The sequence below is a fragment of the Bradyrhizobium sp. genome, assembly GCF_004799405.1.
Taxonomy (GTDB): domain Bacteria; phylum Pseudomonadota; class Alphaproteobacteria; order Rhizobiales; family Xanthobacteraceae; genus Bradyrhizobium.
This window is the reverse complement of record NZ_SSMW01000080.1, coordinates 1-25,393: the sequence shown is the minus strand read 5'-3', so window position 1 is coordinate 25,393 and position 25,393 is coordinate 1. Positions and strand designations below refer to the sequence as shown.

Below are 25,393 nucleotides of genomic sequence, written 5' to 3'. Positions count from 1 at the left end.
CCAAAACTATCAGACGGGCGGCGAAAGGTCGCGATTGCGGCTAAGTGGCAGGCGCCGGAGTTTGGCGCGGCTTGTTCGGGTCGGCCAGGCCGCGAACGACCATGTAGAAGACCGGCGTGAAGATCAGCCCGAACAAGGTGACGCCGAGCATGCCGAAGAACACGGCGACGCCAACCGCCTGACGCATTTCCGACCCGGAACCCGTTGACACCACCAGCGGCAGCACGCCGAGAATGAAGGCAAACGACGTCATCAAGATTGGACGCAGCCTCAAACGGCAAGCCTCGATCACCGCCTCCAGACGATCGCGGCCTTCGTTCTCGATATCGCGGGCGAATTCGACGATCAAAATGGCGTTCTTGGCGGCCAATCCAACTAGAACCACGAAGCCGATCTGGGTGAGGATGTTGACGTCCTGTCCCATGATCCGCACGCCGATGGTCGCGGCAAGCAGGCACATCGGCACGATCAGGATCACCGCGAACGGCAGGCTCCAGCTGCCGTATTGCGCCGCCAGCACCAGGAACACGAACAGCACGCAGATCGGAAATACGTAGAGGCCAGAATTGCCGCCGGTGACCTGCTGATAGGACAGGTCGGTCCACTCGTAGGAAAATCCGCTCGGCAGCGTTTGCTCCGCCAGTTGCTTCATGGTGTTGATCGCGGTCGTCGAGCTTGTCCCGGCAAGGGTGTCACCCTGCAACTCCGCAGCTGGATAAAGATTGTAGCGCGCGACCCGATCCGGTCCCGATATGTCGGTGAAATTCACCACGCTGCCGAGCGGCACCATATCGCCGGCGGCGTTGCGGGTACGCAGGCGGGCGAGATCGGCGGTCTCCTTGCGGAACGGCAGGTCGGCCTGCGCGGTGACGTGATAGGTGCGGCCGAGAATGTTGAAGTCGTTGACATAGGCGGAGCCGAAATAGGTCTCGATCGCATCCGTCACGTTCTGGATCGGCACCCCGAGCTTTTGCGCCTTGATGCGGTCGATATCGACGAACACCTGCGGCGTGTTGGCGGTGAACGGTGAAAATACCGAGGTCAGCCCCGGCGCCTTGCGGGCGGCGGCGACCAGTTCGTCGGTCGCCGCGGCCAGCAATTCGGGACCGCGGCCCTGGCGATCCTGGATGCGCATGGTGAAGCCGCCGCCGGTGCCGATGCCGGGAATCGAGGGCGGCGGGATCACGATGATGAAGGCGCCCTCGAGGGCGGAAAGCCGCTTGCGCAAATCGCCCGTGATCTTCGCGGCCGAGAGGCCCTTCTTCAGGCGGGTTTCCGGCTCTTCGAATACCGGGAACAACGCTGCGGCGTTGCTGGCCTGGGTGCGGGTGGCGCCCGACAGGCCGGCAAACACCGCCACCCGGATAATGCCGGGCGTATCGAGCGCGATCTTTTCGATCTGGCGGACGATCTCGGTGGTGCGCGCCAGCGAGGCCGCGCCGGGCAATTGCACCGAGACGATGACATAGCCGCGATCCTGCGCCGGAATGAAGCCCTGCGGCGTCGTCACCAGCAGCCATCCGGCGCTGCCGATCAATGCCACGTAGACCACGAGCATCGCCGCCGAATGCCGGATCACGAAGTCGGCGGCGTTGCCGTAGCCGTGGGACAGCCGGTCGAAGGCACGGTTGAAGACGCCGGTGAATTTTTCCCAAGCCCGCCCGACGAAATTCCAGTCCGCCGGCGGACGTTTCTCGTCGTGCGGCTGCAGGATCTGCGACGCCAGCGCCGGCGAAAGCGTCAGCGAGCAGAAGCAGGAGATCGCGGTCGCCACCGCGATGGTGATGGCGAACTGCTGAAAGAACTGGCCGGAGATGCCGCCGAGGAACGCGGTCGGCACGAACACCGCGCACAGCACCAGCGCGATCGAGACCAGCGCGCCGCCGACTTCCGCCATGGTCTTGAGCGCCGCGTCGCGCCGGCTCATGCCGTCGCGCAGATGCCGCTCGACGTTCTCGACCACCACGATCGCATCGTCGACCACGATGCCGACCGCGAGCACGAGGCCGAACAGAGTCAGGTTGTTGATCGCAAAGCCCAGCGCCGCCATCGCGGCGAAGGTGCCGACCAGCGACACCGGGATCGCCACGATCGGAATGATCGCCGGACGCCAGCCCTGCAGGAACACCAGCACGACGATGACCACCAGCGCCATCGCCTCGTAGATCGTCTTGATCAGCTCGCTGACCGACTGGGCGATGAATTCAGTCGGGTTGTAGCCGATGTTGTAGTCGAGCCCCTTGGGGAAACTGCCCTTGAGCCTGACCATGGCGTCGGAAATATTTTTCGCCGTGGCCAGCGCGTTCGAACCGGGGCGCTGCGTCACCAGCATCGCCACCGCGGTCTTGCGCAGCAGGAAGCTGTTGGTGGTGTAGTCCAGCGCCCCCAGTTCGATCCGGGCCACGTCGCGCAGCCGCACGGTGCGGCCGTCCTCGCCGGCCTTGACCAGGATGTCCTCGAATTGCTGGATATCCTTCAACCGGCCGGTGAAGGTGAGGTTGGGCTGGAAGGCCCGATCCGCGATCGGGGGCGCTGCAAGCTGGCCGCCGGTGATCTGCAGGTTCTGGGCGCGGATCGCCGCCAGCACGTCGCCGGCGGTCATTCCGAGATTGGCGATCTTGTCCGGATCGAGCCACAGCCGCATCGAATAATCGCGCGCGCCGAAAATCTGGATGTCGCCGATGCCATCGAGCCGGAGCAACTGGTCGCGCACCTGCAGCAGCGCGTAGTTGCTGATGTAGAGCTGGTCGAAGGTGTCGTCCGGCGACAGCATGAACACGACCATCAATATGTCCGGGCTGTTCTTGCGGGTGACGACGCCGTTGCGCTGCACTTCCTCGGGCAGCTGCGGCTGCGCGATCGCGACCCGGTTCTGAACCAGCACCTGCGCCTTGTCGAGATCGGTTCCGAGCTTGAACGTCACCGTGATCGTGAGCTGGCCGTTCGAGGTTGCCTGGCTGTAGAGGTACAGCATGTCCTCGACGCCGTTGATCTGCTGCTCGATCGGAGCTGCGACCGTGTCGGAAACAGTCTGCGCGGAAGCGCCGGGATATTGCGTGGTGACCACCACGGTGGGCGGGACCACTTGCGGATATTCCGCCACCGGCAGCGTGGTGTAGGCAATGGCGCCGACGATCAGCAGCACGATGGACAGCACCATCGCCAGGATCGGCCGATTGATGGAAAGCTGACCGAGATTCATGTCTTGCCGCCGGCTGGAGCGGCGGGCGCGGCATGCGGGCTCACCTTGGCCCCGACGCGAGCGCGCTGCAGGCCATCGACAATCACCCGGTCGTCGGGCTTCAGGCCCTCGCGGATCACGCGCAAGCCGTCGTCGAGCGGCCCGAGAATCACCGGCCTTGCTTCGACGGTGTCGTCGTCCTTGACCACGAAAACGATCTTGCGCGATTGATCGGTGGCGACAGCCGAATCCGGCAGCAGCAACGCTTCATAGGGCGCGCTTCCGATCAGCCTGACACGGCCGAACTGCCCGGGCAGAATGGAGTAATCCTTGTTCGGAATCACCGCGCGGCTGCGCAAGGTACCGGTGCCGAGATCGAGCCGGTTGTCGAGGAAATTCATCGTGCCGTAATGCGAGGGCTTGGTCTCGCCGGTCAGCGTCACCTCGACCGGGTTCGGCGTGTCGCGCGAGCTCGGACGCTTGCCCTCGAAATAAAGCCGGTTGTTCTTGAGATAGGTCGCCTCGTCCATGTCGAAATAAATGTAGATCGGGTCCAGCGAGACGATCGAGGTCAGCAGCGTGGAGCCGCCATCGCTGCCCTGCACGAGATTGCCGACACTGACGAGGTGGCGGCTGACCCTGCCGCTGATCGGCGCCAGCACGTGGGTGAATTCGATATTGAGCTGGGCCGCCTTGAGCGCGCCTTCGGCCTGCAATATCGCGGCATTGGCGGCCTGCAGGGCCTGACGGCGCTGGTCGACAATGGTATCGGCGACGGCCTGGGTTTGATTCAAGGTCAGCGCCCGGTCGAGTTCGCGCTTGCCAAGTTCGGCCTTGGCGCGCGCATCCGAGAGCTGGCCCTCCGCCTGCTCGGCGATCGCCTCATAGGGGCGCGCGTCGATCAGGTACAGGAGGTCGCCGGTATTGACGAAGGCGCCGTCGCGAAATTCGACGTTGTTGACGAATCCGCCGACCCGGGCGCGAACCTGAACTTCTTCCACCGCCTCGAACCGTCCGGTGAATTCGTCCCAGTCGGTCACAGTACGCTTGGTCGGCTGTGCGACCGTGACCGGCGGCGCCGCGGCTGCAGCCTGCGGCGGCGGCTTGTCCCCGCAGCCCGACAGGGTGACGGCGAGCAGAAGCGTCAGCGGACCGAGGACGCGCAAGCAAGGGATGTTGAAAAGTTCCGCTTGAGCCGAACGCCCGGATTCTTCAGTCGCGCTCAATTGCATCTCCTCTACAATTTGCCGTAATCAATCGAGGCGGCCGCGACGATAACCCGCGACAGGATCAAGATGAGACTGGCTGCCGGTCTGTTCAATACCCGTCCGGGAGCAAGCGAATAGTTATGTAGTGGTGCATCGGGCTGTGTGACGGTGTTGGAATAGCCGGCCGGAAGGCGTATTGAGCCCTAAGTGGGGTCATGGCGCGCTTGATCGCGGGCAGCGTCTTGGCCGCCGGCCGAAACGAGGTCAACCATGCACGCACCTCAATCCCAGACGTCATCCGACAAGGCCCAGGCGCCCGATTTCGATCGCGGCGCCCATCACATCGCGCCGGATTGCGCCGGACAGAACTTCTACGCAAGGGATCGCGGCCTGCGCGATCTCCTGCAGATGTACCTGGAACCGGATGATTTTCGCCGGCTTGAGCCTCACTTCGATCGTCTCGGCGCGCTCGCGGGCGGCCGGCTGGATGAACTCGCCAGGGCCGCCGACAGGCACCCGCCGGTGCTGAACGCGCGCGATCGGTTCGGCCGCGACGAGGACTGGATCGACTACCATTCATCCTACCGCGAAATGGAGAACATCGCGTTCGGCGATTTCCAGTTTCACGCCATGAGTCATCGCGCCGGCGCACTCGGCATGGAGCGCCCGCTGCCGGCGGTTGCCAAATACGCATTGCAATATCTGTTCGTGCAGGCCGAGTTCGGGCTGATGTGTCCGATCAGCGTGACCGACACCTCGATCCATCTCATCCGCAAATTCGCCAGCGCCGAACTGAAGGATTATCTGCTGCCGAAGATGCTGTCCGGCGATGTCGCCGCGATGTGGAAGGGCACGCAGTTCATGACCGAGCGGGCCGGCGGCTCCGATGTCGGCGCGATCGAAACCGTGGCCCGTTGCGAGGACGGGGTGTGGCGGTTGTCCGGCGACAAATGGTTCTGCTCGCATGCCGACGCGGACGTCGCGCTGCTGCTGGCGCGTCCCGAAGGCGCGGCCGCCGGCACCAGGGGACTCGCATTGTTCGCGCTGCCGCGCCGGCTGAAGGATGGCTCCCGCAACGCCTACCGCATCGTCCGCCTCAAGGACAAACTGGGCACCCGTTCGATGGCGAGCGGCGAAATCAGGCTTGAGGGCGCCGTCGCCTACCTGGTCGGCGAGGCCGACCGCGGCCTCAAGCAGATGATGGAGCAGGTCAACCTGTCGCGGCTGTCGCACGGCGTTCGCGCGGCCGCGATGATGCGGCGCTGCGTCAACGAGGCGCTGGTATGCGCGCACACGCGCACAGCCTTCGGCAGGACCATCATCGACTATCCGCTGCTTCGCCGCCAGCTTCTGAAGATCACGGTGCCGACCGAGCAGGCGCTCTCGATGTTCCTGTTTGCCGCCAGCTCAATGGATCGCGCCAACGCCGGCGCAAAGGAAGCGGAGAGCTGTTTGCGCATCCTGACCCCGCTGCTCAAGTTCCGCGCCTGCCGCGACAACATTCCGGTGGCGACCGGCGCGATGGAAGTGCGCGGCGGCAACGGCTACATCGAGGAATGGGTGAATGCGCGGCTGGTCAGGGATGCCCATATCGGCGTGCTCTGGGAAGGCACCAGCAACATCAACGCGCTCGATATCATCACGCGTGCGGTCGGCAAGAGCCGCGCGCATCGCACGCTTGAAGCAGCGCTTGCGAACTTGCTCGATGCAGCGACGCCGATACCGCCATCGTTCCGGGATCGCCTGCGTCTGGCACTGGGGCGAACGCTTGCTTTCGCCGAGCGGGTCGCGGCGAAGCCCGCTTTGGAGGAGACCGCGCGGCAAGCCGCCAGCGCGCTTTATCACGTCACCAGCGCCATCCTGATGACATCGGAAGCAGCCCGGCCGAAAGCCGACGCGCGCCGGGCCTTGTATGCGCGGTTTGTCCTCGAGCACCGCCTCAGTGCGCAGGATCCGCTTGCGCCCGCGACCGGCGAATGGGAACGCCAAGCCGCGGAGATCTTGTTTTCGCAGCGTGAGGTTTCGATCGGCGAAGTTGTCGGGTTGCTTAGCGACTAGGGTCTGTCCCGTCTTGATTAGTTACCTCGATCGCGCGCCGACCGAGGTGCGCCCCCTCTCCCATAGGGAGAGGGTTGGGGTGAGGGGTTACAGTCCATCGTTAGGCCGCAACCCCTCACCCGGATCGCTACGCGATCCGACCTCTCCCAATGGGAGAGGTGAACCGAGCGCGCAGTACACGCCAATCTCCGTCACCCGCTATCGCGCAGCACCAGCTCAAAACCGAGATCGACATGGCGCGGCCCATCGCGCGTCAGCATCAGCTTCGCGGCGGTGCGGCCGATGGCGTCGCCGTGAACGCGGATGGTGCTCAGGCTCGGCGCGATCAGCCGGCCCATTTCCAGATCGCCGAGACCAATGACGGCGACCGGCTGCGCCGAGGCGGGACCGCTGCGCTGCAATCCGGCGGCGCGGAGGCCGGACAGAAAGCCGATGGCATGGGCATCGTTGGCCGCGAACACGGCATCGACGCCGGGCAACTCCGCCAGCGCGGCGACGCTGCCCGAGGCATTGCGCTCGAGGACCAGGCGGCGCGGCTCGTTGGCGCCGGCGGCGAGCGCCGCATCCCTGAATCCATTCCAGCGCCGCGTCGCGCGGGGATCATCGCCGCCGATGAAGGCGAGATGCCGGCGGCCCTGCGCCACCAGATGCCGCGCCACGGTCTCGCCGGCGGCGTAATTGTCAAATCCGGCCACGGCGTCGATCGGCGACGCCGGAAGCTCCCAGGTCTCGACAATGGGAATGCCCGCGCGGCGCAGCAAGCGCGCGCCGTCGTCGGTCGCAGGCGATCCCACCATGATGATCGCCTCGGGGCGGCGCGACAGCAGTGCGGCGAGCATGCGGTCTTCGCGCATAGCGTCGTAACGCGACTGCGCCAGGATCACCGCATAGCCGAGCGGCTCCAACTCGTCGGACAGGCCCTGCACCGTATCGGCGAAAATCGAGTTGGCGATGGTTGGCACCAGCACGCCGACCGAACGGGTGCGTGCGCTCGCCAGCGCCCCGGCAAGCTGGTTCGGCACATAGCCTAGTTCCCGCATCGCGGCTTCGACCCGGCCCCTGGTCTCGGGCGCAACAAGGCCGGGCAGTCGCACCACGCGGCTGACGGTGATCGACGATACGCCGGCGAGTTTGGCCACGGCGGATAGCGTTGGGGCGGAATGCGGCGCGTCGGGTTCGGCGGTGGTCATCGACAGGAGATTAGCGAAGGCATGCCGGAAATGCACGATTTGGCTTGTGTAGCGCAAATGACAGCGCTATCATTTCCCTGCCGGTTCAAGTCAGGAGAGGCACGGGAATGATTTCGGAACGGGATGTGCAGGCCTACCAGCGCGACGGCGTCATCGTGGTGCCGGATGTACTGGGCGCCGATACGCTGGCCCAGCTTCGGACGGTGATCGCCGAACTGGTCGCGGGATCGGCCAGGACGCTTGAGCACACCGACGTCTACGACCTCGAGCCCGGTCATACCGCGGAGAGCCCCCGCGTCCGCCGCATCAAGACGCCGCACAAGGTTCATCCGCTGTTCGACCAGATCGTGCGCAGCCCGGCCGTGCTCGATATCCTGAAGAAGCTGATCGGCCCCGGCCTGCGGCTGCACGGCTCCAAGCTCAACATGAAGTCGGCGCATTATGGATCGCCGGTGGAATGGCATCAGGACTGGGCATTCTATCCGCATAGCAATGACGACATACTCGCGATCGGCGTGTTGCTCGACGATACCGATCTGTCCAACGGGCCGATGCTGGTGACGCCGGGGACGCACACCGGAGAAGTCTGGAGCCATCACGGCGAGGACGGCTGCTTTGCCGGCCTGATCGATCCCGACACTATCAAAGCCGAGATCGAACGCGCTGTCCCCTGCATGGGCCGGGCCGGCAGCATGTCGTTCCACCATGTCCGCGCCTTGCACGGATCGGCCATGAACACGTCGGATCGTCCGCGCAACTTGCTGCTGTACGAAGTCGCGGCGAGCGACGCCTGGCCGCTGATGGGGGTGAGGGATTTCGACGAGTTCAACAGCCGCCTGCTGTCGGGCGATCCCGTGGTGACGCCGCGATTGGCCGACGTGCCCGTGCGCATGCCGCTGCCGCCCGCCAAGCGGCAGGGGTCGATCTATGAAACCCAATCCGCGGCAAAGAAATCCTACTTCACCCGCGCGGCGTGAATTCTGCGAATGCGCGCCCGCGGGCCTGCGTCGGCGCCGACGACCGATAGCCGACAAGCAACGACAACAATGACCAAGACAAAAAAGCAAAACGGGGGAGACAACGATGACGGAGACCACAGCCGATAATACGTTGCGCTCGCGCTGGCGCGTGATCCTGGCAGCCAGCATCGGGTCCGCGCTCGAATGGTATGATTTCTTCCTTTACGGCACCGCCGCGGCATTGGTGTTCGGCGATCTGTTCTTTCCGAAAAGCGATCCGGTGGTCGGCACGTTGCTGGCCTTCCTGACTTTCGGCGTGGGATTCGTGGTGCGGCCGCTCGGCGGCATCCTGTTCGGCATCATGGGCGACAAATTCGGGCGCAAGCCGGTGCTGGTGGCGACCTTGCTGATGATCGGCATCGGCACCACCGCGATCGGCCTGCTGCCGACCTACGCGCAAGTCGGGTATTGGGCGCCGGCGCTGCTGGTCGCCATGCGCGTTATCCAGGGACTGGGAGCCGGCGCCGAGTACGGCGGTGCGGTGATTTTCCTGGTGGAGAACGCGCCTCCGCGGCATCGCGGCTTCTGGGGCAGCTTCGCGCCGCTCGGCGTTTCCATCGGCAATCTGCTCGCGGCCGCCGCTTTCGCGCTGGTGACGCTGTTGCCGCGCGACGACTTGATGTCGTGGGGCTGGCGCCTGCCGTTCCTTGCCAGCTTCCTGCTGATTCTGGTCGGCATTTTCGTTCGGCTGCGGGTGGCGGAAACGCCCGTGTTCACCGAGGCGGTGGTGGCGCGCGGCAAGATCGAACGCAATCCGGCGATGCAGGCGTTGCGCCGGCATCCGCGCAATTTCATGGTGGTGCTCGGTGCGCGGCTGGCCGAAAACGGGCTCGGCTATTTGTTTCCGGTGTTCGGCCTGAGCTATGTCATCAATACCCTGGGCGTGCCGAAATCCGACGCGCTGAGCGCGCTGATGCTCGCTTTCGTGGTCGAACTGTTCGCCATTGTCGGCTTCGCTACACTCTCCGACCGCATCGGGCGTCGCCCGGTCTACATGTTCGGCGCGCTGGCCGGCATAGCATTTGCTTTTCCGTTCTTCTGGCTGGTCGGCACCAAAGAGTGGATTTGGATCGCGCTCGCCTTCGTCATAGCGCGGGCGGTGGTGACCGCGGCGATGTTCGGCCCGCAGGCCGCGTATTTCGCCGAACTGTTTCCGCCACAACGCCGCTTTGCCGGTTTTGCCTTCGCACGCGAGTTGGGTTCGCTGCTGGCCGGCGGTCCGGCGCCGTTCCTCGCCGCCTACCTGGTGGCAATCTCCGGAAGCTGGTGGCCGGTGGCATGCTACGCGGCTTTATTGTCCGGGCTGACGGCGGTGGCGATCTGGTGCGGTCCGGAGACCTACGAGGAAAGCATCACGGTCGACAACACCGCGGACGGCGCGATCCAGGCGGCCGCAGTGCCAGCCTAGGGATGGCGCAGCAACTCCGCATCCTGCAATCGCTGTGGGCGATGGAGCGGCGGCGGGCGGATGAGGCCGAGTGGCCGCTGCAGACCCAGCTCGCGATGATCCGCGACGCCGGCTTCGACGGCGCCGGCGTCCGTTTCATCGATCCGGCCTTTGCCGAGGAAGTCACTGGCTTCCTGCGCGGACACGGCATGATCTGGCAGGCGCAGTGCTACCCGACCAATGTCGACGACCTGAAGCCGGTGCTGGAACTGGTCGCGCGGCTTGGGGCCGATCACGTCAACCTGCAGCCGAACGTGCGGCCGTACCGGATCGAGCAATGCATTCCGTTGCTTGACGGATGGCGGAGGCTGGCCGATGAGGCCGGCATCGCTGTGCATGTGGAAACCCACCGCGACCGCATGACCACGGATTTATTCCTTACGCTGCAACTGCTGGATCATTTTCCCGATCTGCGGCTGACGGCCGACGTCTCGCATTACCTGGTGGGCCGCGAATTCGCCTGGCCGGTGGACGAAGTCAATCACGGGCTGATCCACCGCATTCTCGACAACAGCTGGGGCATTCATGGACGGATCGCCAGCCGCGAACAGGTGCAGGTCTCGCTCGGCTTTCCGCAGCACCAGGGCTGGGTCGGATTGTTCATGGACTGGTGGGAATACGCCATCCGCTCCTGGCGAAAACGCGCCGAGCCCGATGCGGTGCTGACCTTCTTGTGCGAACTCGGTCCGCCGCCTTACGCCATCACCGGGCCGGACGGCGCCGAACTATCCGATCGCTGGCAGGACGCGCTTGTCATGAAAGACATGGTGAAGGCGTTGTGGCAGCGCATTATTGACGAAGAGGCGTCCGCCGCAACACAATACGGCGCACGCTAGGCGGCCGGCAGCCGCATCGAACCTTCGGAGACACCATGTACACCGGCAAGCATGCCCATCTTCGTCCGCTGCAACCCGCCTTCATCATGGCCGGTTCCGGCGAGACCGTGACCTACGCCGAACTGGAGGCGCGCAACAATCGCCTGGCGCACCTGTTTCGCAAGCTCGGTCTGAAGCGGCTCGACCACTATGCGATCTTCATGGAGAACAACAGCCGCTACATCGAGGCCTGCGGCGCGGGCGAGCGGTCCGGATTATATTACACCTGCGTCAATTCATACCTGACGGGAAACGAACTCGCCTACATCGTGGGCAACAGCGAATCGCGCGTCCTCATCACATCGATGGCAAAACTCGAGGTCGCCCGCGAAGCCCTCAGGCAGTGCCCCAAGGTCGAGCTCTGCATCGTGGTCGATGGCCCAGGCGAGAGCGACCGCATTGTCGGCCTGCGCGAAGCCACCAGCGGACTGCCCAAGACTCCGATTGCGGACGAATGTATCGGCACCGCGATGCTTTATTCGTCGGGCACCACCGGCCGGCCAAAGGGCATCCTGCGCCCGCTGCCGGAAAACCCGCCGACACAGCAGACGCCGCTGTTCGATTTCCTGCAGAAGCTTTGGCAGTACCGCGAAGGCATGATCTATCTGTCGCCGGCGCCGCTGTATCATTCGGCGCCGCAGGCCGCCGTCGGTCTGACCATCCGCACCGGCGGCACCGTCATCATCATGGAAAGCTTCGATCCGGAGCGTTACCTCGAACTGGTCGAGAAATGGGGCATCACCCACAGCCAGCTGGTGCCGACGATGTTCTCGCGCATGCTGAAACTGCCGCAAGCCACGCGATCGCGCTACGACCTGTCGTCGCTCGAGATCGCGATCCACGCCGCCGCGCCTTGTCCGGCGCAGGTAAAGGAAGACATGATCAAATGGTGGGGACCGATCATCCACGAATATTACGGCGCCACCGAAGGCCTCGGATTCACCGCCTGCAACAGCGAGGAATGGCTCGCCCACCGCGGCACCGTCGGCAGGATCATGCTCGGCGATCTCCACATTCTCGATGAAGATATGAGGCCCTGTCCCGTGGGCACGCCGGGCACGGTCTGGTTCAAGACCGCCACGCCGTTTGAATATTTCAACGATCCGAACAAAACCAGGGAGGCCCGCTCGCCGGACGGCAGCATGAGCACCGTCGGTGACGTCGGCTATGTCGATAGCGACGGCTTTCTCTACCTGACCGATCGCGCGACCTTCATGATCATCTCGGGCGGCGTCAACATCTACCCGCAGGAATGCGAGAACCTCCTGATCACCCATCCCAAGATCGCGGACGCCGCGGTGTTCGGCGTCCCCAATGCCGACCTCGGCGAGGAAGTAAAAGCCGTGGTGCAGCCGATGCCGGGAATTTCGCCGGGGCCGGATCTCGCGCAGGAACTGATGCTGTTCTGCAGCCAGTCGCTGTCGCGCCAGAAGGTGCCGCGTTCGATTGACTTCGAGGCGGAACTGCCGCGGCTTCCGACCGGGAAACTCTACAAGCGGCTGTTGCGCGACCGCTACTGGGGCGACAAGACGTCACGGATTTTGTAAAGGCGCGCCGTATTTCGGTGAAGCGATTGCGCCGCCAAGCGGATTGCAGCTCGATCCTGATCCATCATCGCACCGGTTTGTATTAGTCCGAAGGACCAATGCCGCCGCCGGTCTTGCCGGTTGCGCGCACGACCTGCCATGCTATCGTTCAGGACAATCGGCCCATCTGAAGCCGGAAAATATCGAGGGAGAGAACCATGCGGAGCGTGCGAGCGCTTGCCGCCGTCGTGTTGTATCTGGCGGCTTTCAATCCAGCGTTTGCAGCTGAGAAGCAGGGCGGCATCCTGCGGATGTATCACCGGGACAGCCCGGGCAGCGCTTCGATCCACGAGGAAGCCACCTATTCCGTCAACATTCCCTTTATGCCGGTGTTCAACAACCTCGTGATGTACAAGCAGGACGTGGCGCAGAACAGCCTCGATTCGATCGTGCCGGATCTGGCCGAGAGCTGGGCCTGGAGCGGCGACAACAAGACCCTCAGCTTCAAGCTCAGGCAAGGCGTCAAATGGCACGACGGCAAACCGTTCACCTCTGCCGACGTCAAGTGCACCTTCGACATGCTGATGGGCAAGTCGACGCAGAAATTCCGCAAGAACCCGCGCAAGTCCTGGTACGACCAGGTCAACGACGTCTCGACCAACGGCGACTTCGAGGTCGCGTTCAACCTGAAGCGGCCGCAGCCCGCGCTGTTGGCCCTGCTCGCTTCCGGCTATACGCCGATCTATCCCTGCCATGTTTCGCCGGCGGACATGCGCACGCACCCGATCGGCACCGGTCCGTTCAAATTCGTCGAGTTCAAGGCCAACGAATCGATCAAGCTCACCCGTAACCCGGACTACTGGAAGAAGGGCCTTCCGCATCTCGATGGCATCGAATTCACCATCATCCCGAATCGCTCGACCGCGATCCTGGCGTTTGTCGCCGGCAAGTTCGACATGACGTTCCCCACAGAGGTATCGATCCCGCTGCTCAAGGACGTCAAGACCCAGGCGCCGAACGCGGTATGCGTGGTCGAACCGATCAACGTCAGCACCAACATCATCGTCAACTCGTCCTCGCCGCCGTTCGACAATCTGGACATTCGCCGCGCGCTGGCGCTGGCGCTCGACCGCAAGGCGTTCATTTCGATCCTGTTCGAAGGCCAGGCGGATATCGGCGGCACCATGCTTCCGGCGCCGGCGGGGCTGTGGGCGATGCCCAAGGAAATGCTGGAAACGATTCCGGGCTATGGGCCCGACGTCAAGGCCAACCGCGAGGAAGCCCGCAAGCTGATGCAGAAAGCGGGCTTTGGGCCGGACAAGCACCTGCAGGTCAAGGTATCGACGCGCAACATCGCGGTTTACCGCGACCCCGCCGTCATCCTGATCGACCAGCTCAAGGACATTTACATCGATGGCGAACTCGACGTGGTCGAGACCGCCAACTGGTTCCCGAAGATTGCGCGCAAGGACTATGCGCTCGGCCTCAACCTCACCGGCAACGCGGTCGACGATCCCGACCAGTCGTTCTACGAGAACTACTCCTGCCACTCCGAGCGGAACTACACCAATTACTGCAACCCCGCCATCGAGAAGCTGTTCGACCAGCAATCCCAGGAGACCGATGTCGCCAAGCGCAAGAAGCTGGTCTGGGATATCGACAAGCAACTGCAGGAAGACGTCGCCCGCCCGATCATTTTCCACGGCCGGCAGGGCAGCTGCTGGCAGCCCTATGTCAAGGGCGTCACCATCATGGTGAACAGCTCCTATAACGGCTATCGTTATGAGGATGTGTGGCTGGATAAATAGCGCCATCCTTTTAAAAGCCGGTGTAGAACCTTTCTCGCCGGCCGGCTTCTGACAACCTCTCGCGCATTCGGTTCGCAAAGCCGGTATGTTCTTTTTGCGGAATGCGCGCCAACGGGAGCAGCCAGTTGTTTGCCTATCTGGTGCGTCGCCTCACGCTGATGCTGGTGACCCTGTTCGGGATCTCGGTCATCATTTTCGTGCTGCTGCGGATCGTGCCCGGCAACATCGTCGACATCCTGTTCGACGCCGCCGGCTATGTCGATCCCGCCGACAAGGCGAACCTGACCCGGGAACTGGGGCTCGATCAGCCGATCGTCGTGCAGTATCTGCACTGGATCGGCGGACTGCTGCACGGCGACCTCGGCTATTCCTTCGTGTCCGAGAAGCCCGCGCTCGACGAGATCCTGCCGCGCATTCCGATCACCGCAAGGCTGGCCGGCCTCGCCATCATGTTCTCGGCCTCGATCGGCATTCCGCTTGGCGTGATCAGCGCCGTCAATCAGGGCTCGCGGCTCGATTATGTCCTGCGCGTCGTCAGCCTGAGCGGCCTGTCGCTGCCGTCGTTCTGGCTTGGCCTGCTGATCCTGATGGCGTCGGTCTCGCTGTTCGGATCGATGCCGATCTTCAATCCGAATCCGAAAACTTGGACCGAGGCGTTCGCGATCTATTGCGTTCCGGCGATGGCGGTCGGCTTTCGCAGCGCCGCGCTGACAATGCGCATCACGCGCTCCTCGATGCTCGAGGTTTTGCGGCAGGATTACATCCGGACCGCCCGCGCCAAGGGCGCCTCCAGGGCATCAGTCAATTTTCACCATGCGCTGAAGAACGCGATACTGCCGGTGATCACCGTGATCGGCATCGAGGCGGCGTTCCTGATCGGCGGCTTGATCGTCACCGAGACCGTGTTCAATATTCCCGGCGTCGCCCGCTTCCTGGTCGAGGCGCTGCGATGGCGCGACTATCCGATCGTGCAGAACCTCGTGATGCTGATCGCCCTAGTCGTGGTGACGGCAAACTTCATCGTCGACATGCTCTACGCGGTGCTGGACCCGCGAATCCGGTACACCGACTAGGCCAACAGGGAAACCAAATTGGACGCGATCAACTACGATAGCGAACTGCGACGCGCCGGAGCCCATTCCACCCATGGCTGGCGCAAGCTGGCGTTCCTGGCGCAACGTCACGTGCTCGGCGCCATCGGCCTGACCATCATGGTGATGTTCGTGCTGGCGGCGGTGTTTGCCGATCTGATCTGCCGCTTCAGTCCGCTTTCCGTCGATGCGGTGCACGCGCTTGCCGCCCCCAGCGGCCTGCATTGGCTGGGGACCGACTCGTTTGGCCGCGATGTCTGGAGCCGGATCATCCATGGCGCGCGCATTTCGCTCGCCGTCGGCATCGGTTCGACCGCGCTCGGCTCATCGATCGGCGTGATGGTGGGGCTTACGTCGGGCTATCTGTCGGGCTGGGTCGATCTGGTGTTTCAGCGGGTCACCGATATCCTGCAGGCGTTGCCGCTATTGGTCCTCGCGCTGGTCATGACGGCGGCGCTGGGGCCGTCGCTGCCGAACGTGATTCTCGCGATCGCGATCCCGCTTGTCCCCACCGTTTCGCGCGTGATCCGCGCCAACACGCTGGCGCTGCGCGAGCTTCCGTTCGTCGAAGCCGCCAAATCGATCGGCATGAGCGAGACGCGGATTGCGCTTCGTCACGTGCTGCCCAACACGCTGGCGCCGTTGATCGTGCTGGCCACCGCCCAGCTCGGGTCCACCATTCTCACCGAAGCCTCATTGTCGTTCCTCGGCCTCGGCATTCCCGAGCCGTACCCGTCCTGGGGGCGCATGCTGTCGGAATCGGCGGCGGAATATGTTCGCACCGCCCCTTGGCTGGTGATTTTCCCGGGGGTCGCCATCAGCCTTGCCGTGTTCGGCACCAACCTGTTTGGCGATGCGCTGCGCGACATTCTCGATCCGAGGCAGCGCGGCTGATGAGCGAGGTTCAGGCGGAAGCCAAGGTTCTCGAGGTGAAGGGCCTGCAGACGATGTTCTTCACCAATTCCGGGCTGTTCAAGGCGGTCGACGACGTCTCTTTCACCGTCGGCCGCGGCGAGACGCTGGCGATCGTCGGTGAATCCGGTTGCGGCAAGAGCGTGACCGCGTTGTCGATCATGCGGCTGGTGCCCGATCCGCCGGGGAGGATCGTGGGCGGTTCGGTCGTGCTCGAAGGAACCGGACTGCTCGATCTCGACGAAAGCGAGATGCGAAAGATCCGCGGCAACCGGATCTCGATGATCTTCCAGGAACCGATGACCTCGCTCAATCCGGTGATGCGGATCGGCGACCAGATCACCGAGGCGGTGCGCTTGCATCGAACCATGAGCCGGAAGGACGCATGGAAAAAAGCCGTCGAGATGTTGCGCCTGGTGCGGATTCCCGTGCCCGAGCGGCGGGCGCTGGAATACCCGCACCAGCTCTCCGGCGGCATGCGCCAGCGCGCGATGATCGCGATGGCGCTGGCGTGCCGGCCGGCGCTGCTGATCGCCGACGAGCCGACCACCGCCCTCGATGTCACCATCCAGGCGCAGATACTGGCGCTGGTGCTCGAGCTGCAAAAAGAGCTCGGCATGGGACTGATCCTGATTACCCACGACCTCGGTGTGGTCGCCCAAACCGCGCAGCGCGTCATCGTGATGTATGCGGGCAAAAAGGTCGAAGAGGCCGATGTCGAGACCCTGTTCGCTCAGCCGAGGCATCCCTACACCCGCGGGCTGATGGCCTCAATCCCGACCGTGCCCTCGCTCAGCACCAAAGAGAATGAACGGCTGGTCGAGATTCCCGGCATGGTGCCGTCGCTGACCAACCTGCCGGCCGGTTGCGCCTTTGCGCCTAGATGCGAACTGGCGATTGCGCGCTGTCGCGAGCAATATCCTCCGTTGCAGGACTGGGGCGGCGATCACCTGGCGGCATGCTGGCGCGCAGCGGAAACCGCGGGCCCGCCATGAGCGAGACGCGCGCGCTGCTCGAGATATCGGACCTCGTCAAACACTATCCGGTGCGCGGCGGCATCCTGCGCCGCAGGGTCGGCACCGTGCATGCCGTCGATGGCGTCAGCTTCGCGCTGGGCGTCGGCGAAACGCTGGGGCTTGTCGGCGAGTCCGGCTGCGGCAAATCCACGGTGGCGCGCAGCATCCTGCGGCTGGTCGAGCCGACCAGCGGCAGCATCCGGCTCGACGATTGCGACATCACCCGTCTCGGCAAGGCCGAATTGCGCGAGCACCGGCGCTCGATGCAGATCATCTTCCAGGACCCGTTCGCCTCGCTCAATCCGCGCATGACGGCCGGCGATATCGTCGGCGAACCGCTCAGCGTCCACGGCATCGCGTCCGGCAGCGTCAAACGTGAACGGGTCGCCGAACTGTTCGATCAGGTCGGGCTGAGGCCCGATCAAATGCAGAACTACCCGCATCAGTTCTCCGGCGGCCAGCGCCAGCGCATCTGCATCGCGCGGGCGCTGTCGCTGGCGCCGCGCCTGATCGTATGCGACGAGCCGGTATCGGCGCTCGACGTATCGATCCAGGCCCAGGTGATCAATCTTCTGATCGACCTGCAGCGCAAGCACGGCTTCTCCTATTTGTTCATCGCGCATGATCTTGCCGTCGTCGCCCATATCAGCCACCGCGTCGCGGTGATGTATCTCGGGCGCATCGTCGAGATCGCCGAGAAGACCGAATTGTTCGCCAACCCCCGGCATCCCTATACGCAAGCCTTGCTCGCCTCCGTTCCGGTCGCCGATCCCAAGGCAAGGTCGCTGAAGCCGCTGATCGACGGCGACGTGCCGAGCCCGATCAATCCTCCCTCGGGGTGCGCCTTCCACACCCGCTGCCGCTATGTGATGGAGCGCTGCAAGGTGGAGACGCCCAGACCGGCCGACAGCGGCGCGCAGCATCAGGTGGCGTGCTGGCTCAACGAGGGAACGGGGCGGAAGGCGTAGGATTGCCCACCGTCATTGCGAGCGAAGCGAAGCAATCCATTGATCCGCAGAAAGTCTGGATTGCTTCGTCGCTGCGCTCCTCGCAATGACGGGACTAAGCTTGCGCGTCCCGCTCGATCTCGACCACGACCTTCCCGGTGGTCACCTGCTCGCCTTCCGCAACGTCGATGGCGGAAATCGTGCCCGGGATCGGCGCAGTGTGGACATGTTCCATTTTCATGGCTTCCAGCGTCATGACGGGTTGACCGGCGGCGACGCGCTCGCCCTGCCGCACCAGCACGGCAACGACACGGCCGTTCATGGCCGCGCGGACCTTGCCGTCGCTGCCCGTGGCCGCCGACGCTGCCGGCGCGGCGCGCGCGAGATCGCGCACCGCATGCGTGACGCCATGATGCAGGAAATAGAGCCGGTCGCCGTCCCGGTAGAACCTGGCCGACTCCATCAGGCCGTCGATGCGAAAGCGTATGGTGTCGCGGCCGAGTTCATCGATTTCGAACCTGTAATCGCGGCCATCAAGGCTCGCGACATACCCGCCATCGCGCTCACGCGCGATTTCGAGATCATGGATGCCATGATCCACCTCGATGCGCGCGGGAAGCGGAAATGCCGCCGCCAGCGAGCGTCCGTTCCGCCACGGCGACGCATGAGGATCGCTGACATAAAGCAGCAATGACGCCAGTGCTGCATCCGACGGCGCATCGGTCTGCGGCGCCAGCAGATCGCCGCGACATTTCCCGATGAAGGCCGTCGTCGCTTCGCCGGCTGCGAATACGCGATGCCGCAGGCAATCCGCCAGAAACGCCTGATTGGTGGTGATGCCGAACGCGACAGTCTGCTCAAGTCCGTGGATGAGCTTGCGCCGCGCCTCATCCCGGGTCGCGCCATGACCGACGAGCTTGGCGATCATCGAATCGTAAAACGGCGGGATCTCGGAGCCGGATTGCAGCGCGTGCTCGACGCGAAGCCCATCCGGCATCCGCCATAGCGCCATCTTTCCCGATTGCGGCATGAAATCCTGCGCGGCGTCCTCCGAGCACAGCCGCACCTCGATCGCATGACCCGAAAACCTGATGTCCTGCTGCCGGACTCCGAGCGGCTCGCCGGCGGCGACCCGCAATTGCAATTCGACCAGATCGAGTCCCGTAATGGCCTCGGTGACGGGGTGCTCGACCTGCAGGCGCGTGTTCATCTCCATGAAATAGAATTCGCCGTGGGTATCGAGCAGGAATTCCAGCGTGCCGGCACCCTCATAGCGAAGCGATTTGACCGCGGCGACGGCGATCGCGCCGATGCGCGCCCGCAATTCCGGCGATACCGCCGGGGAAGGCGCTTCCTCGATCAGCTTCTGGTGCCGCCGCTGCACCGAGCAGTCGCGCTCGCCCAGATGGATCGCATCGCCGTAGCGATCGCCGAACACCTGGATTTCAATATGGCGGGGATCGACGATCGCGCGCTCCAGGATCACGCCGGCGTCGCCGAACGCGCCTTGCGCCTCGGATCGAGAGCTGCGCAACGCATCGGGAAATGCCGCAGCGTCCACAACCAGCCGCATGCCGCGACCGCCGCCACCGGCGACCGCCTTGATCATGACGGGAAAACCGATCTTTTTGGCCTCGGCGAGCATCACGGCGTCGCTCCGGTCGTCGCCCTGATAGCCGGGCACGCAGGGCACGCCGGCGGCCTGCATGATCTTTTTCGCCCCGGCCTTGTTGCCCATCGCCTGAATCGATTCCGGCGACGGCCCTATAAACACGAGGCCAGCCTCGCGGCAGGATCGCGCGAAATCCGCATTCTCGGCAAGAAACCCATAGCCGGGATGAACGGCATCGGCGCCGCTGGCCTTGGCCGCGGCAATGACCGCGTCTTTCCTGAGATAGGATTGCGCCGGCAGCGCCTCTCCAATGCGGATGGCTTGATCTGCTTCGCGCACATGCAGCGCATCGGCATCGGCGTCGGAATAGACCGCGACCACGCCATAGCCGAGACGGCGCGCGGTGCGGATGACCCGGAGCGCGATCTCGCCACGATTGGCGATCAGAATTTTACCGAATGGCGTGCGCTTCAACCCATTGCTCATGGCCGGGCGACCGAAAACTGCATGCGCTGCGGAATGCGGGCCTCGGCCTCGCGGCAGATCGCCAGCACTTGCGCCAGCACGCTGCGGGTGTCGCGCGGATCGATCACGCCGTCGTCGAGCACCCGCGCGCTGGTCGAGAACACATCCATCTGGCCGTCGAACACGCCAACGATCTGCGCCTTCATCGCCTCGATCTTGTCTTTTTCGATCGGCTTGCCGCGCCGGATGGCGGCGGCTTCGGTCACGATCGCCATGGTCTCGGCGGCCTGCTCGCCGCCCATCACGGCAGTCTTGGCGTTGGGCCACGAAAAGCAAAAGCGCGGATGAAATCCGCGCCCGCACATGCCGTAATTGCCTGCGCCGAACGACGCGCCGCAATAGATCGTGATCTGCGGCACGGTGGCGCTGGTCACGGCCTGGATCATCTTGGAGCCGTGCTTGATCATGCCGGCTTCTTCATAGGCCTTGCCGACCATGTAGCCGGTGGTGTTGTTGAGATAAAGCAGCGGCGTCCGCGACTGGCAGCACGCCTGAATGAAATGCGTCGCCTTGTTGGTGCCGTCGGGGTCGAGCGGCCCGTTGTTGGTGATGATGCCGATCGCGTGACCCTCGATGCGGGCGTGTCCGCATACGGTGGCGGGGCCGTAATTGACGCCGATTTCGGTGAAATCGGAATCGTCGACGATCCGCGCGATCGCCTGCCGCATGTCGACCGGCCGCTTGTGGTCCATCGGCATGATGCCGAGTAGTTCTTCCGGATCATGGCGCGGCGGACGATGTGGAGCTTCGGCTGCATCGGGCCGGTCCCATTCCAGCTTGGCCATGATGTCGCGCGCGATGCGAAGCGCGTCGCGATCGTCCTCGGCAAGATAGTCGCCGAGCCCGGAAATGCTGGTGTGCATCTCGGCGCCGCCGAGCTCTTCCTCGGTCGCGATCTCGCCGGTCGCCGCCTTCAGCAGCGGCGGCCCCGCCAGAAACGCGCGGGTGCGACCGCGTACCATCACGATGTAATCGGAGAGTCCCGTCTGGTAGGCGCCGCCGGCGGTGGATGACCCATGCGTCACCGTGACCACCGGCAGACCTGCTGCCGACAGCCGCGCCAGGTTGCGAAAGATGTTGCCGCCTCTGACAAAATCCTCGACGCGGTAGCGCAACAGGTTGGCGCCGGCGCTTTCGACCAGTTGCACGTAGGGCAATTTGTTCTCGAGCGCCAGTTCCTGCACCCGCAGCGTCTTGTCGAGACCATAAGGCTGCAGCGCGCCGGCATCGATGCCGGAGTCGTTGGCGCTGACCATGCAGCGCACCCCGGACACGAATCCGATGCCGGCAATCAAGCCGCCGCCGGGGACACTTTTGTCGGCGTCGGGAACATCGAACCTGTAGCCGGCCAGTGTCGACAGCTCGATGAAGGGCGAACCGGGATCGAGCACCAGCGCCACCCGTTCGCGCGGCAGCAATTGCCCGCGCTTGTGGAAGCGATCCTTGGCGGCGGCCGAAGCCGCGCGTGCGCGTTGTTCCAGGGCGCGCATCCGCGCAATCAGCGCCAGCATGCCGTCGCGATTGGCCTGGTAGGCGGTGCTGGACGGGGCGATGGTGGATTCAAGGATGGTCATGGATACCGATCATTATTGTTACCTCACCTGTATCAACAGCGGCAGCGAGCTCCCTCTCCCCTTGTGGGCCGAGACGAGCGAAGCTCGCTCTTAGAGGGTTGGGGTGAGGGGTCACGGTCTATCGTTTGGCACCGTAACCCCTCACCCGGATCACATCTGCGATGCGATCCGACCTCTCCCACAAGGGGAGAGGTGGACTGAACTCGCAGCGATATTGACGCGTGACACTAGCGCCTGATTCCAAATATTCGCCGGGCTTCGGCCGGGCTTGCGATCTCGCGTCCGGCGCGGCGCGCGCAGGCGGCGATGGTTTCGATCAATTGTCCGTTCGAGGTCACCTTGGCGCCGTCGGGCTGATAGAACGTATCCTCAAGCCCGGTGCGCAGATGACCGCCGAGATCGGCGCAGCGCTGATGCAGCGGCCAGATTTCCGCCCGTCCGATCGCGGTGACCTGCCAATGGGCTTCCGGCAATTTGAGTTTCAGCAGGATCGGCAGCAATTCCGGATCGGCCGGCATGCCCGAGGCGACGCCCATGACGAAATTGTATTCCAATGGCCCGGAATACATGCCGGTCTGCCGGTACATCCCGACGCAGCGCACGATGCCGACGTCGAAACATTCGAATTCCGGAATCGTTTGTGCGGCCTTCATGACGTCGAGATAGTCCTGCACTTTCTCGACCGCGTTATCGAACATCATCGGCGGCCAGGCCCAGGTGTTGTCGCTCTTTACTTTAAGATAATTCAGCGAGCCGGCATTGCAGGCCGCCATTTCCGGCCGGGTCTCGCGCACGCAATCGAGCGCGCCGGAATAATTCGGCCCTGAGGTGCCCGTGGTGTGATTGATGACGACGCCCGGACAGGCCTCGCGGATCGCCTGCTGGATCTCGCGGGAGACGCTGACGTCCCATGACGGCAGATGCCCCTTGTCCGGCGCCTGCTGGCGCAGATGGATATGCATCACGCTGGCGCCGGCGTTGAAGGCCGCCTTGGCCTCGCGCGCCATTTGCTCCGGCGTCACCGGGACATGATGCTGCTTCGGGTCGGTCAGCACGCCATTCAGCGCGCAGGTGATGACAGCCTTGTCGCTCATGGATTGACCTTCGCTATCCGGGCAGCGCAAGCTAACCCTTCAGAGACGCCGCGCAACCTTTTGCTGCTCGCCGGCGAGATTTTCCGCGGCGACCGCCCGCTGGTATCCGTCGCGCATCTGAAGGCGTTGCCAGTAGGCGGCGACGTTGGGCCCGAAATCCTTTGCCAGCCCGATCCGTTCGGCAAGCCGCAGCGCGTAGCCGATGGCGATATCGGCCGCGGTGAAACGATCGGCGCACAGCATCTTGGCGTTGGCGGTCGCGGCCTCGACCGCCCGCAGCCGGCCGAGGAACCACTTGGCGTAGTCGGTGGCGACTTGCGGACTGCGCCTCTCCTCCGGCTCGAGCTGGCTGTAACGCAGCACGAGTGCCTGCGGAAAGGTCAGCGTCGCATCGCTGAAATACATCCAGTTCAGAAAGGCGCCATAGGCCGGCTCGTCGACGCCGACAATCAGCGGCGTCGGTCCGTAGCGGGTGCCGAGGTAGTGACAGATGCCCGAGGATTCCGTCATTCTGGTTTCGCCGTCGATCAGATAAGGAACGGTGCCGAGCGGATTGACGGCGAGGTACTCCTTGGCGAATACCCGCGGCGGGAATGGCAGCATTTTCAGCTCATAGGGCAGCCCGAGTTCTTCCAGCATCCACAGCGGCCGGAACGAGCGCGCCGCGGCGCAGTGATACAGCGTGATCATCAGGCGTTTCCTTTTTTCCGTCACAGTCCCAACTGGCGGCTAGCGAGATCCTTCATGATCTCCTCGCTGCCGCCGCCGATCGCATTGACCTTGACCTCGCGATAGATGCGCTCGACCTTGATGCCGCGCATATAGCCGGCGCCGCCGAAAATCTGCACCGCTTCGGAAGCGCAGAACGCCATGGTCTGGGTCGCCTGGTTCTTCAGCATGCAGATTTCGGCGACCGGATTTTCGCCCTGATCGAGCCGCCACGCCAGCATTTCCAGCATCGCCTGCGACGCCGCGACCCGTTGCGCCATGTCGACCAGCTTGTGCCGGATCACCTGATGCTGCGCCAGCGGTTTCCCGAACGTATGCCGCTGTTTGGCGTATTCCATCGCGTCATCGACGCAGACGCGCGCCGCCGCGGTGCAGCCGGCCGCCATGGTCAGCCGCTCGTGGTTGAAATTGTGCATGATGATCTTGAAGCCCGCCCCTTCCTCGCCGAGCAGGTTGCCGGCCGGGACCCGGCAATTGTCGAAATACAATGTCGCGGTATCGGACGACCACCAGCCCATTTTCTTGAGCGGCGTGCGCGCAAGACCCGGCGTGTCGCCCTCGATCACCAGCAGGCTGACGCCGCCGGGGCCGGGGCCGCCGGTCCGCACCGCCGTGGTGATGTAATCGGCGCGCATGCCTGAGGTGATGAAGGTCTTCTCGCCGTTGACCACGTAGACATCGCCGTCGCGGCGCGCTGACGTGCGCAGATTGGCGACGTCGGAGCCGCCGCTGGGTTCGGTAATCGCCAGCGCCGAGATTTTCCGGCCCGACAGGATCTCCGGTAACACCCGCGCCTTGAATTCCGGACTGCCGGCACGCGCAATCGGCGGCGCGCCGATCGAGTTGCTCTTGAGGCTGGCGCTGACCCCGCCGGCGCCGGCCCGCGCCAGTTCCTGGACCGCGACGATCCACATGAAGCGGTCGACTTCGGTGCCGCCATACTCCTCCGGGAAACCCAAACCCAGCAGCCCGATTTCGGCGGCTTTCTCGTACAGCACGCGAGGAAATTCGCCGGCCTCGTCCCATTGATGGGCGTAGGGCTCGATCTCCCTTTCGACAAAGCGGCGCACCACCTCGCGATAGGCCTCGTGCTCGGCGGTATAGAATGGGCTGCCCATTCGCTTGCCTCCCTGGCGCTTCTGTCGTGGTGACGGCTCGATGGCCGGAATTATCAACAAATCCGGGCTCCACGCCAATGGTATAGCTTTATTCCGATTTTCAGAAATAATGCTTGCCATCCTACCCAAATCAGCAATATACCCTCTACGTTCCGTCCCTCTCGGAGGGGCGTATTCGCGATCGTCACGGACGCGGGACGGGATGCGGTGGACGCTGATGGCGCTTTGACGAATGCGCGTGATGCGGACGGCGAAGTCGTGTGGTCCTGACACCCCGACGCTGGTGTCAAGTCGGCGGAATTATCCGCCGGCGACGGTGGCAAAAAAGCCCGGTCACCGGGGAGAGCGCGAAGGAAACCGTAAAACCATTGTGCGGGGAATGCCGGGTGATTTCCGGTGTGACCGTGGTGACTTTGCTGGCATGGCTTGTTTTTCTGCCCTGCCAGGCTGCGGGCGCATTGGG

General features: G+C 64.0%; 18 protein-coding genes. 10 read left to right on the top strand and 8 right to left on the bottom strand.

Annotation, left to right across the window (positions count from 1 at the left end; all coding sequences use genetic code 11):
• Positions 1-40 precede the first annotated feature (40 nt).
• A complete protein-coding gene (locus tag E7813_RS12320) occupies positions 41-3,202 on the bottom strand; it encodes a multidrug efflux RND transporter permease subunit (RefSeq protein WP_291574236.1) in 3,162 nt (1,053 codons plus the stop codon).
• Positions 3,199-4,356 (bottom strand): efflux RND transporter periplasmic adaptor subunit, encoded by a 1,158-nt coding sequence (locus E7813_RS12315; RefSeq protein WP_291574514.1) that lies wholly within the window; start codon positions 4,354-4,356, stop codon positions 3,199-3,201. Before E7813_RS12315 ends, E7813_RS12320 begins: the two co-directional genes overlap by 4 nt.
• Positions 4,357-4,659: 303 nt before the next feature.
• Between E7813_RS12315 and E7813_RS12310 the strand changes: the two genes are divergently transcribed.
• Positions 4,660-6,447 carry an acyl-CoA dehydrogenase family protein gene (locus tag E7813_RS12310; RefSeq protein WP_291574234.1) on the top strand — a complete coding sequence of 596 codons (1,788 nt, stop codon included), beginning with the start codon at positions 4,660-4,662 and terminating at the stop codon, positions 6,445-6,447.
• 191 nt (positions 6,448-6,638) lie between these two features.
• On the opposite strand, the gene E7813_RS12305 is transcribed toward E7813_RS12310, so the two are convergent.
• Complete coding sequence (locus E7813_RS12305) at positions 6,639-7,637, bottom strand: LacI family DNA-binding transcriptional regulator (RefSeq protein ID WP_291574233.1); 999 nt, start codon at positions 7,635-7,637, stop codon at positions 6,639-6,641.
• A gap of 107 nt (positions 7,638-7,744) precedes the next feature.
• Between E7813_RS12305 and E7813_RS12300 the strand changes: the two genes are divergently transcribed.
• The 9 genes from E7813_RS12300 (at position 7,745) to E7813_RS12260 (ending at position 18,299) form a co-directional block, all read left to right on the top strand.
• Positions 7,745-8,614 carry a phytanoyl-CoA dioxygenase family protein gene (locus E7813_RS12300; protein ID WP_291574230.1) on the top strand — a complete coding sequence of 290 codons (870 nt, stop codon included), beginning with the start codon at positions 7,745-7,747 and terminating at the stop codon, positions 8,612-8,614.
• A 106-nt stretch (positions 8,615-8,720) separates the two neighbouring features.
• A complete protein-coding gene (locus E7813_RS12295; RefSeq protein WP_291574227.1) occupies positions 8,721-10,064 on the top strand; it encodes an MFS transporter in 1,344 nt (447 codons plus the stop codon).
• A gap of 2 nt (positions 10,065-10,066) precedes the next feature.
• Positions 10,067-10,939 (top strand): sugar phosphate isomerase/epimerase, encoded by an 873-nt coding sequence (locus tag E7813_RS12290; RefSeq protein ID WP_291574224.1) that lies wholly within the window; start codon positions 10,067-10,069, stop codon positions 10,937-10,939.
• A 35-nt stretch (positions 10,940-10,974) separates the two neighbouring features.
• The gene (locus tag E7813_RS12285) at positions 10,975-12,525 is read left to right on the top strand and encodes an AMP-binding protein (RefSeq protein ID WP_291574223.1); all 1,551 of its coding nucleotides are present in this window, start codon (positions 10,975-10,977) and stop codon (positions 12,523-12,525) included.
• Positions 12,526-12,722: 197 nt separating this feature from the next.
• Positions 12,723-14,312 carry an ABC transporter substrate-binding protein gene (locus E7813_RS12280; RefSeq protein ID WP_291574220.1) on the top strand — a complete coding sequence of 530 codons (1,590 nt, stop codon included), beginning with the start codon at positions 12,723-12,725 and terminating at the stop codon, positions 14,310-14,312.
• Positions 14,313-14,437: 125 nt separating this feature from the next.
• Complete coding sequence (locus tag E7813_RS12275; protein WP_363331174.1) at positions 14,438-15,385, top strand: ABC transporter permease; 948 nt, start codon at positions 14,438-14,440, stop codon at positions 15,383-15,385.
• An 18-nt stretch (positions 15,386-15,403) separates the two neighbouring features.
• Positions 15,404-16,297, top strand: a complete 894-nt coding sequence (locus E7813_RS12270; protein ID WP_291574214.1) for an ABC transporter permease — start codon at positions 15,404-15,406, stop codon at positions 16,295-16,297.
• Complete coding sequence (locus tag E7813_RS12265) at positions 16,297-17,310, top strand: ABC transporter ATP-binding protein (RefSeq protein WP_291574211.1); 1,014 nt, start codon at positions 16,297-16,299, stop codon at positions 17,308-17,310. The genes E7813_RS12270 and E7813_RS12265 overlap by 1 nt, the downstream gene beginning before the upstream one ends.
• A complete protein-coding gene (locus tag E7813_RS12260; protein ID WP_291574208.1) occupies positions 17,307-18,299 on the top strand; it encodes a dipeptide ABC transporter ATP-binding protein in 993 nt (330 codons plus the stop codon). The genes E7813_RS12265 and E7813_RS12260 overlap by 4 nt, the downstream gene beginning before the upstream one ends.
• Before the next feature lie 94 nt (positions 18,300-18,393).
• On the opposite strand, the gene E7813_RS12255 is transcribed toward E7813_RS12260, so the two are convergent.
• From E7813_RS12255 to E7813_RS12235, 5 genes are all read right to left on the bottom strand, one after another.
• Positions 18,394-20,376: an acetyl-CoA carboxylase biotin carboxylase subunit gene (locus tag E7813_RS12255; RefSeq protein ID WP_291574206.1), complete on the bottom strand. Its 1,983-nt coding sequence runs from the start codon at positions 20,374-20,376 to the stop codon at positions 18,394-18,396.
• Positions 20,373-21,989, bottom strand: a complete 1,617-nt coding sequence (locus E7813_RS12250; RefSeq protein ID WP_291574203.1) for an acyl-CoA carboxylase subunit beta — start codon at positions 21,987-21,989, stop codon at positions 20,373-20,375. Before E7813_RS12250 ends, E7813_RS12255 begins: the two co-directional genes overlap by 4 nt.
• Before the next feature lie 227 nt (positions 21,990-22,216).
• The gene (locus E7813_RS12245) at positions 22,217-23,083 is read right to left on the bottom strand and encodes a 3-keto-5-aminohexanoate cleavage protein (RefSeq protein ID WP_291574200.1); all 867 of its coding nucleotides are present in this window, start codon (positions 23,081-23,083) and stop codon (positions 22,217-22,219) included.
• A 39-nt stretch (positions 23,084-23,122) separates the two neighbouring features.
• The gene (locus E7813_RS12240) at positions 23,123-23,773 is read right to left on the bottom strand and encodes a glutathione S-transferase family protein (protein WP_291574197.1); all 651 of its coding nucleotides are present in this window, start codon (positions 23,771-23,773) and stop codon (positions 23,123-23,125) included.
• Between the two features lie 20 nt (positions 23,774-23,793).
• Positions 23,794-24,930, bottom strand: coding sequence for an acyl-CoA dehydrogenase family protein (locus E7813_RS12235; RefSeq protein ID WP_291574195.1), 1,137 nt, complete (start codon positions 24,928-24,930; stop codon positions 23,794-23,796).
• Positions 24,931-25,393 lie beyond the last annotated feature (463 nt).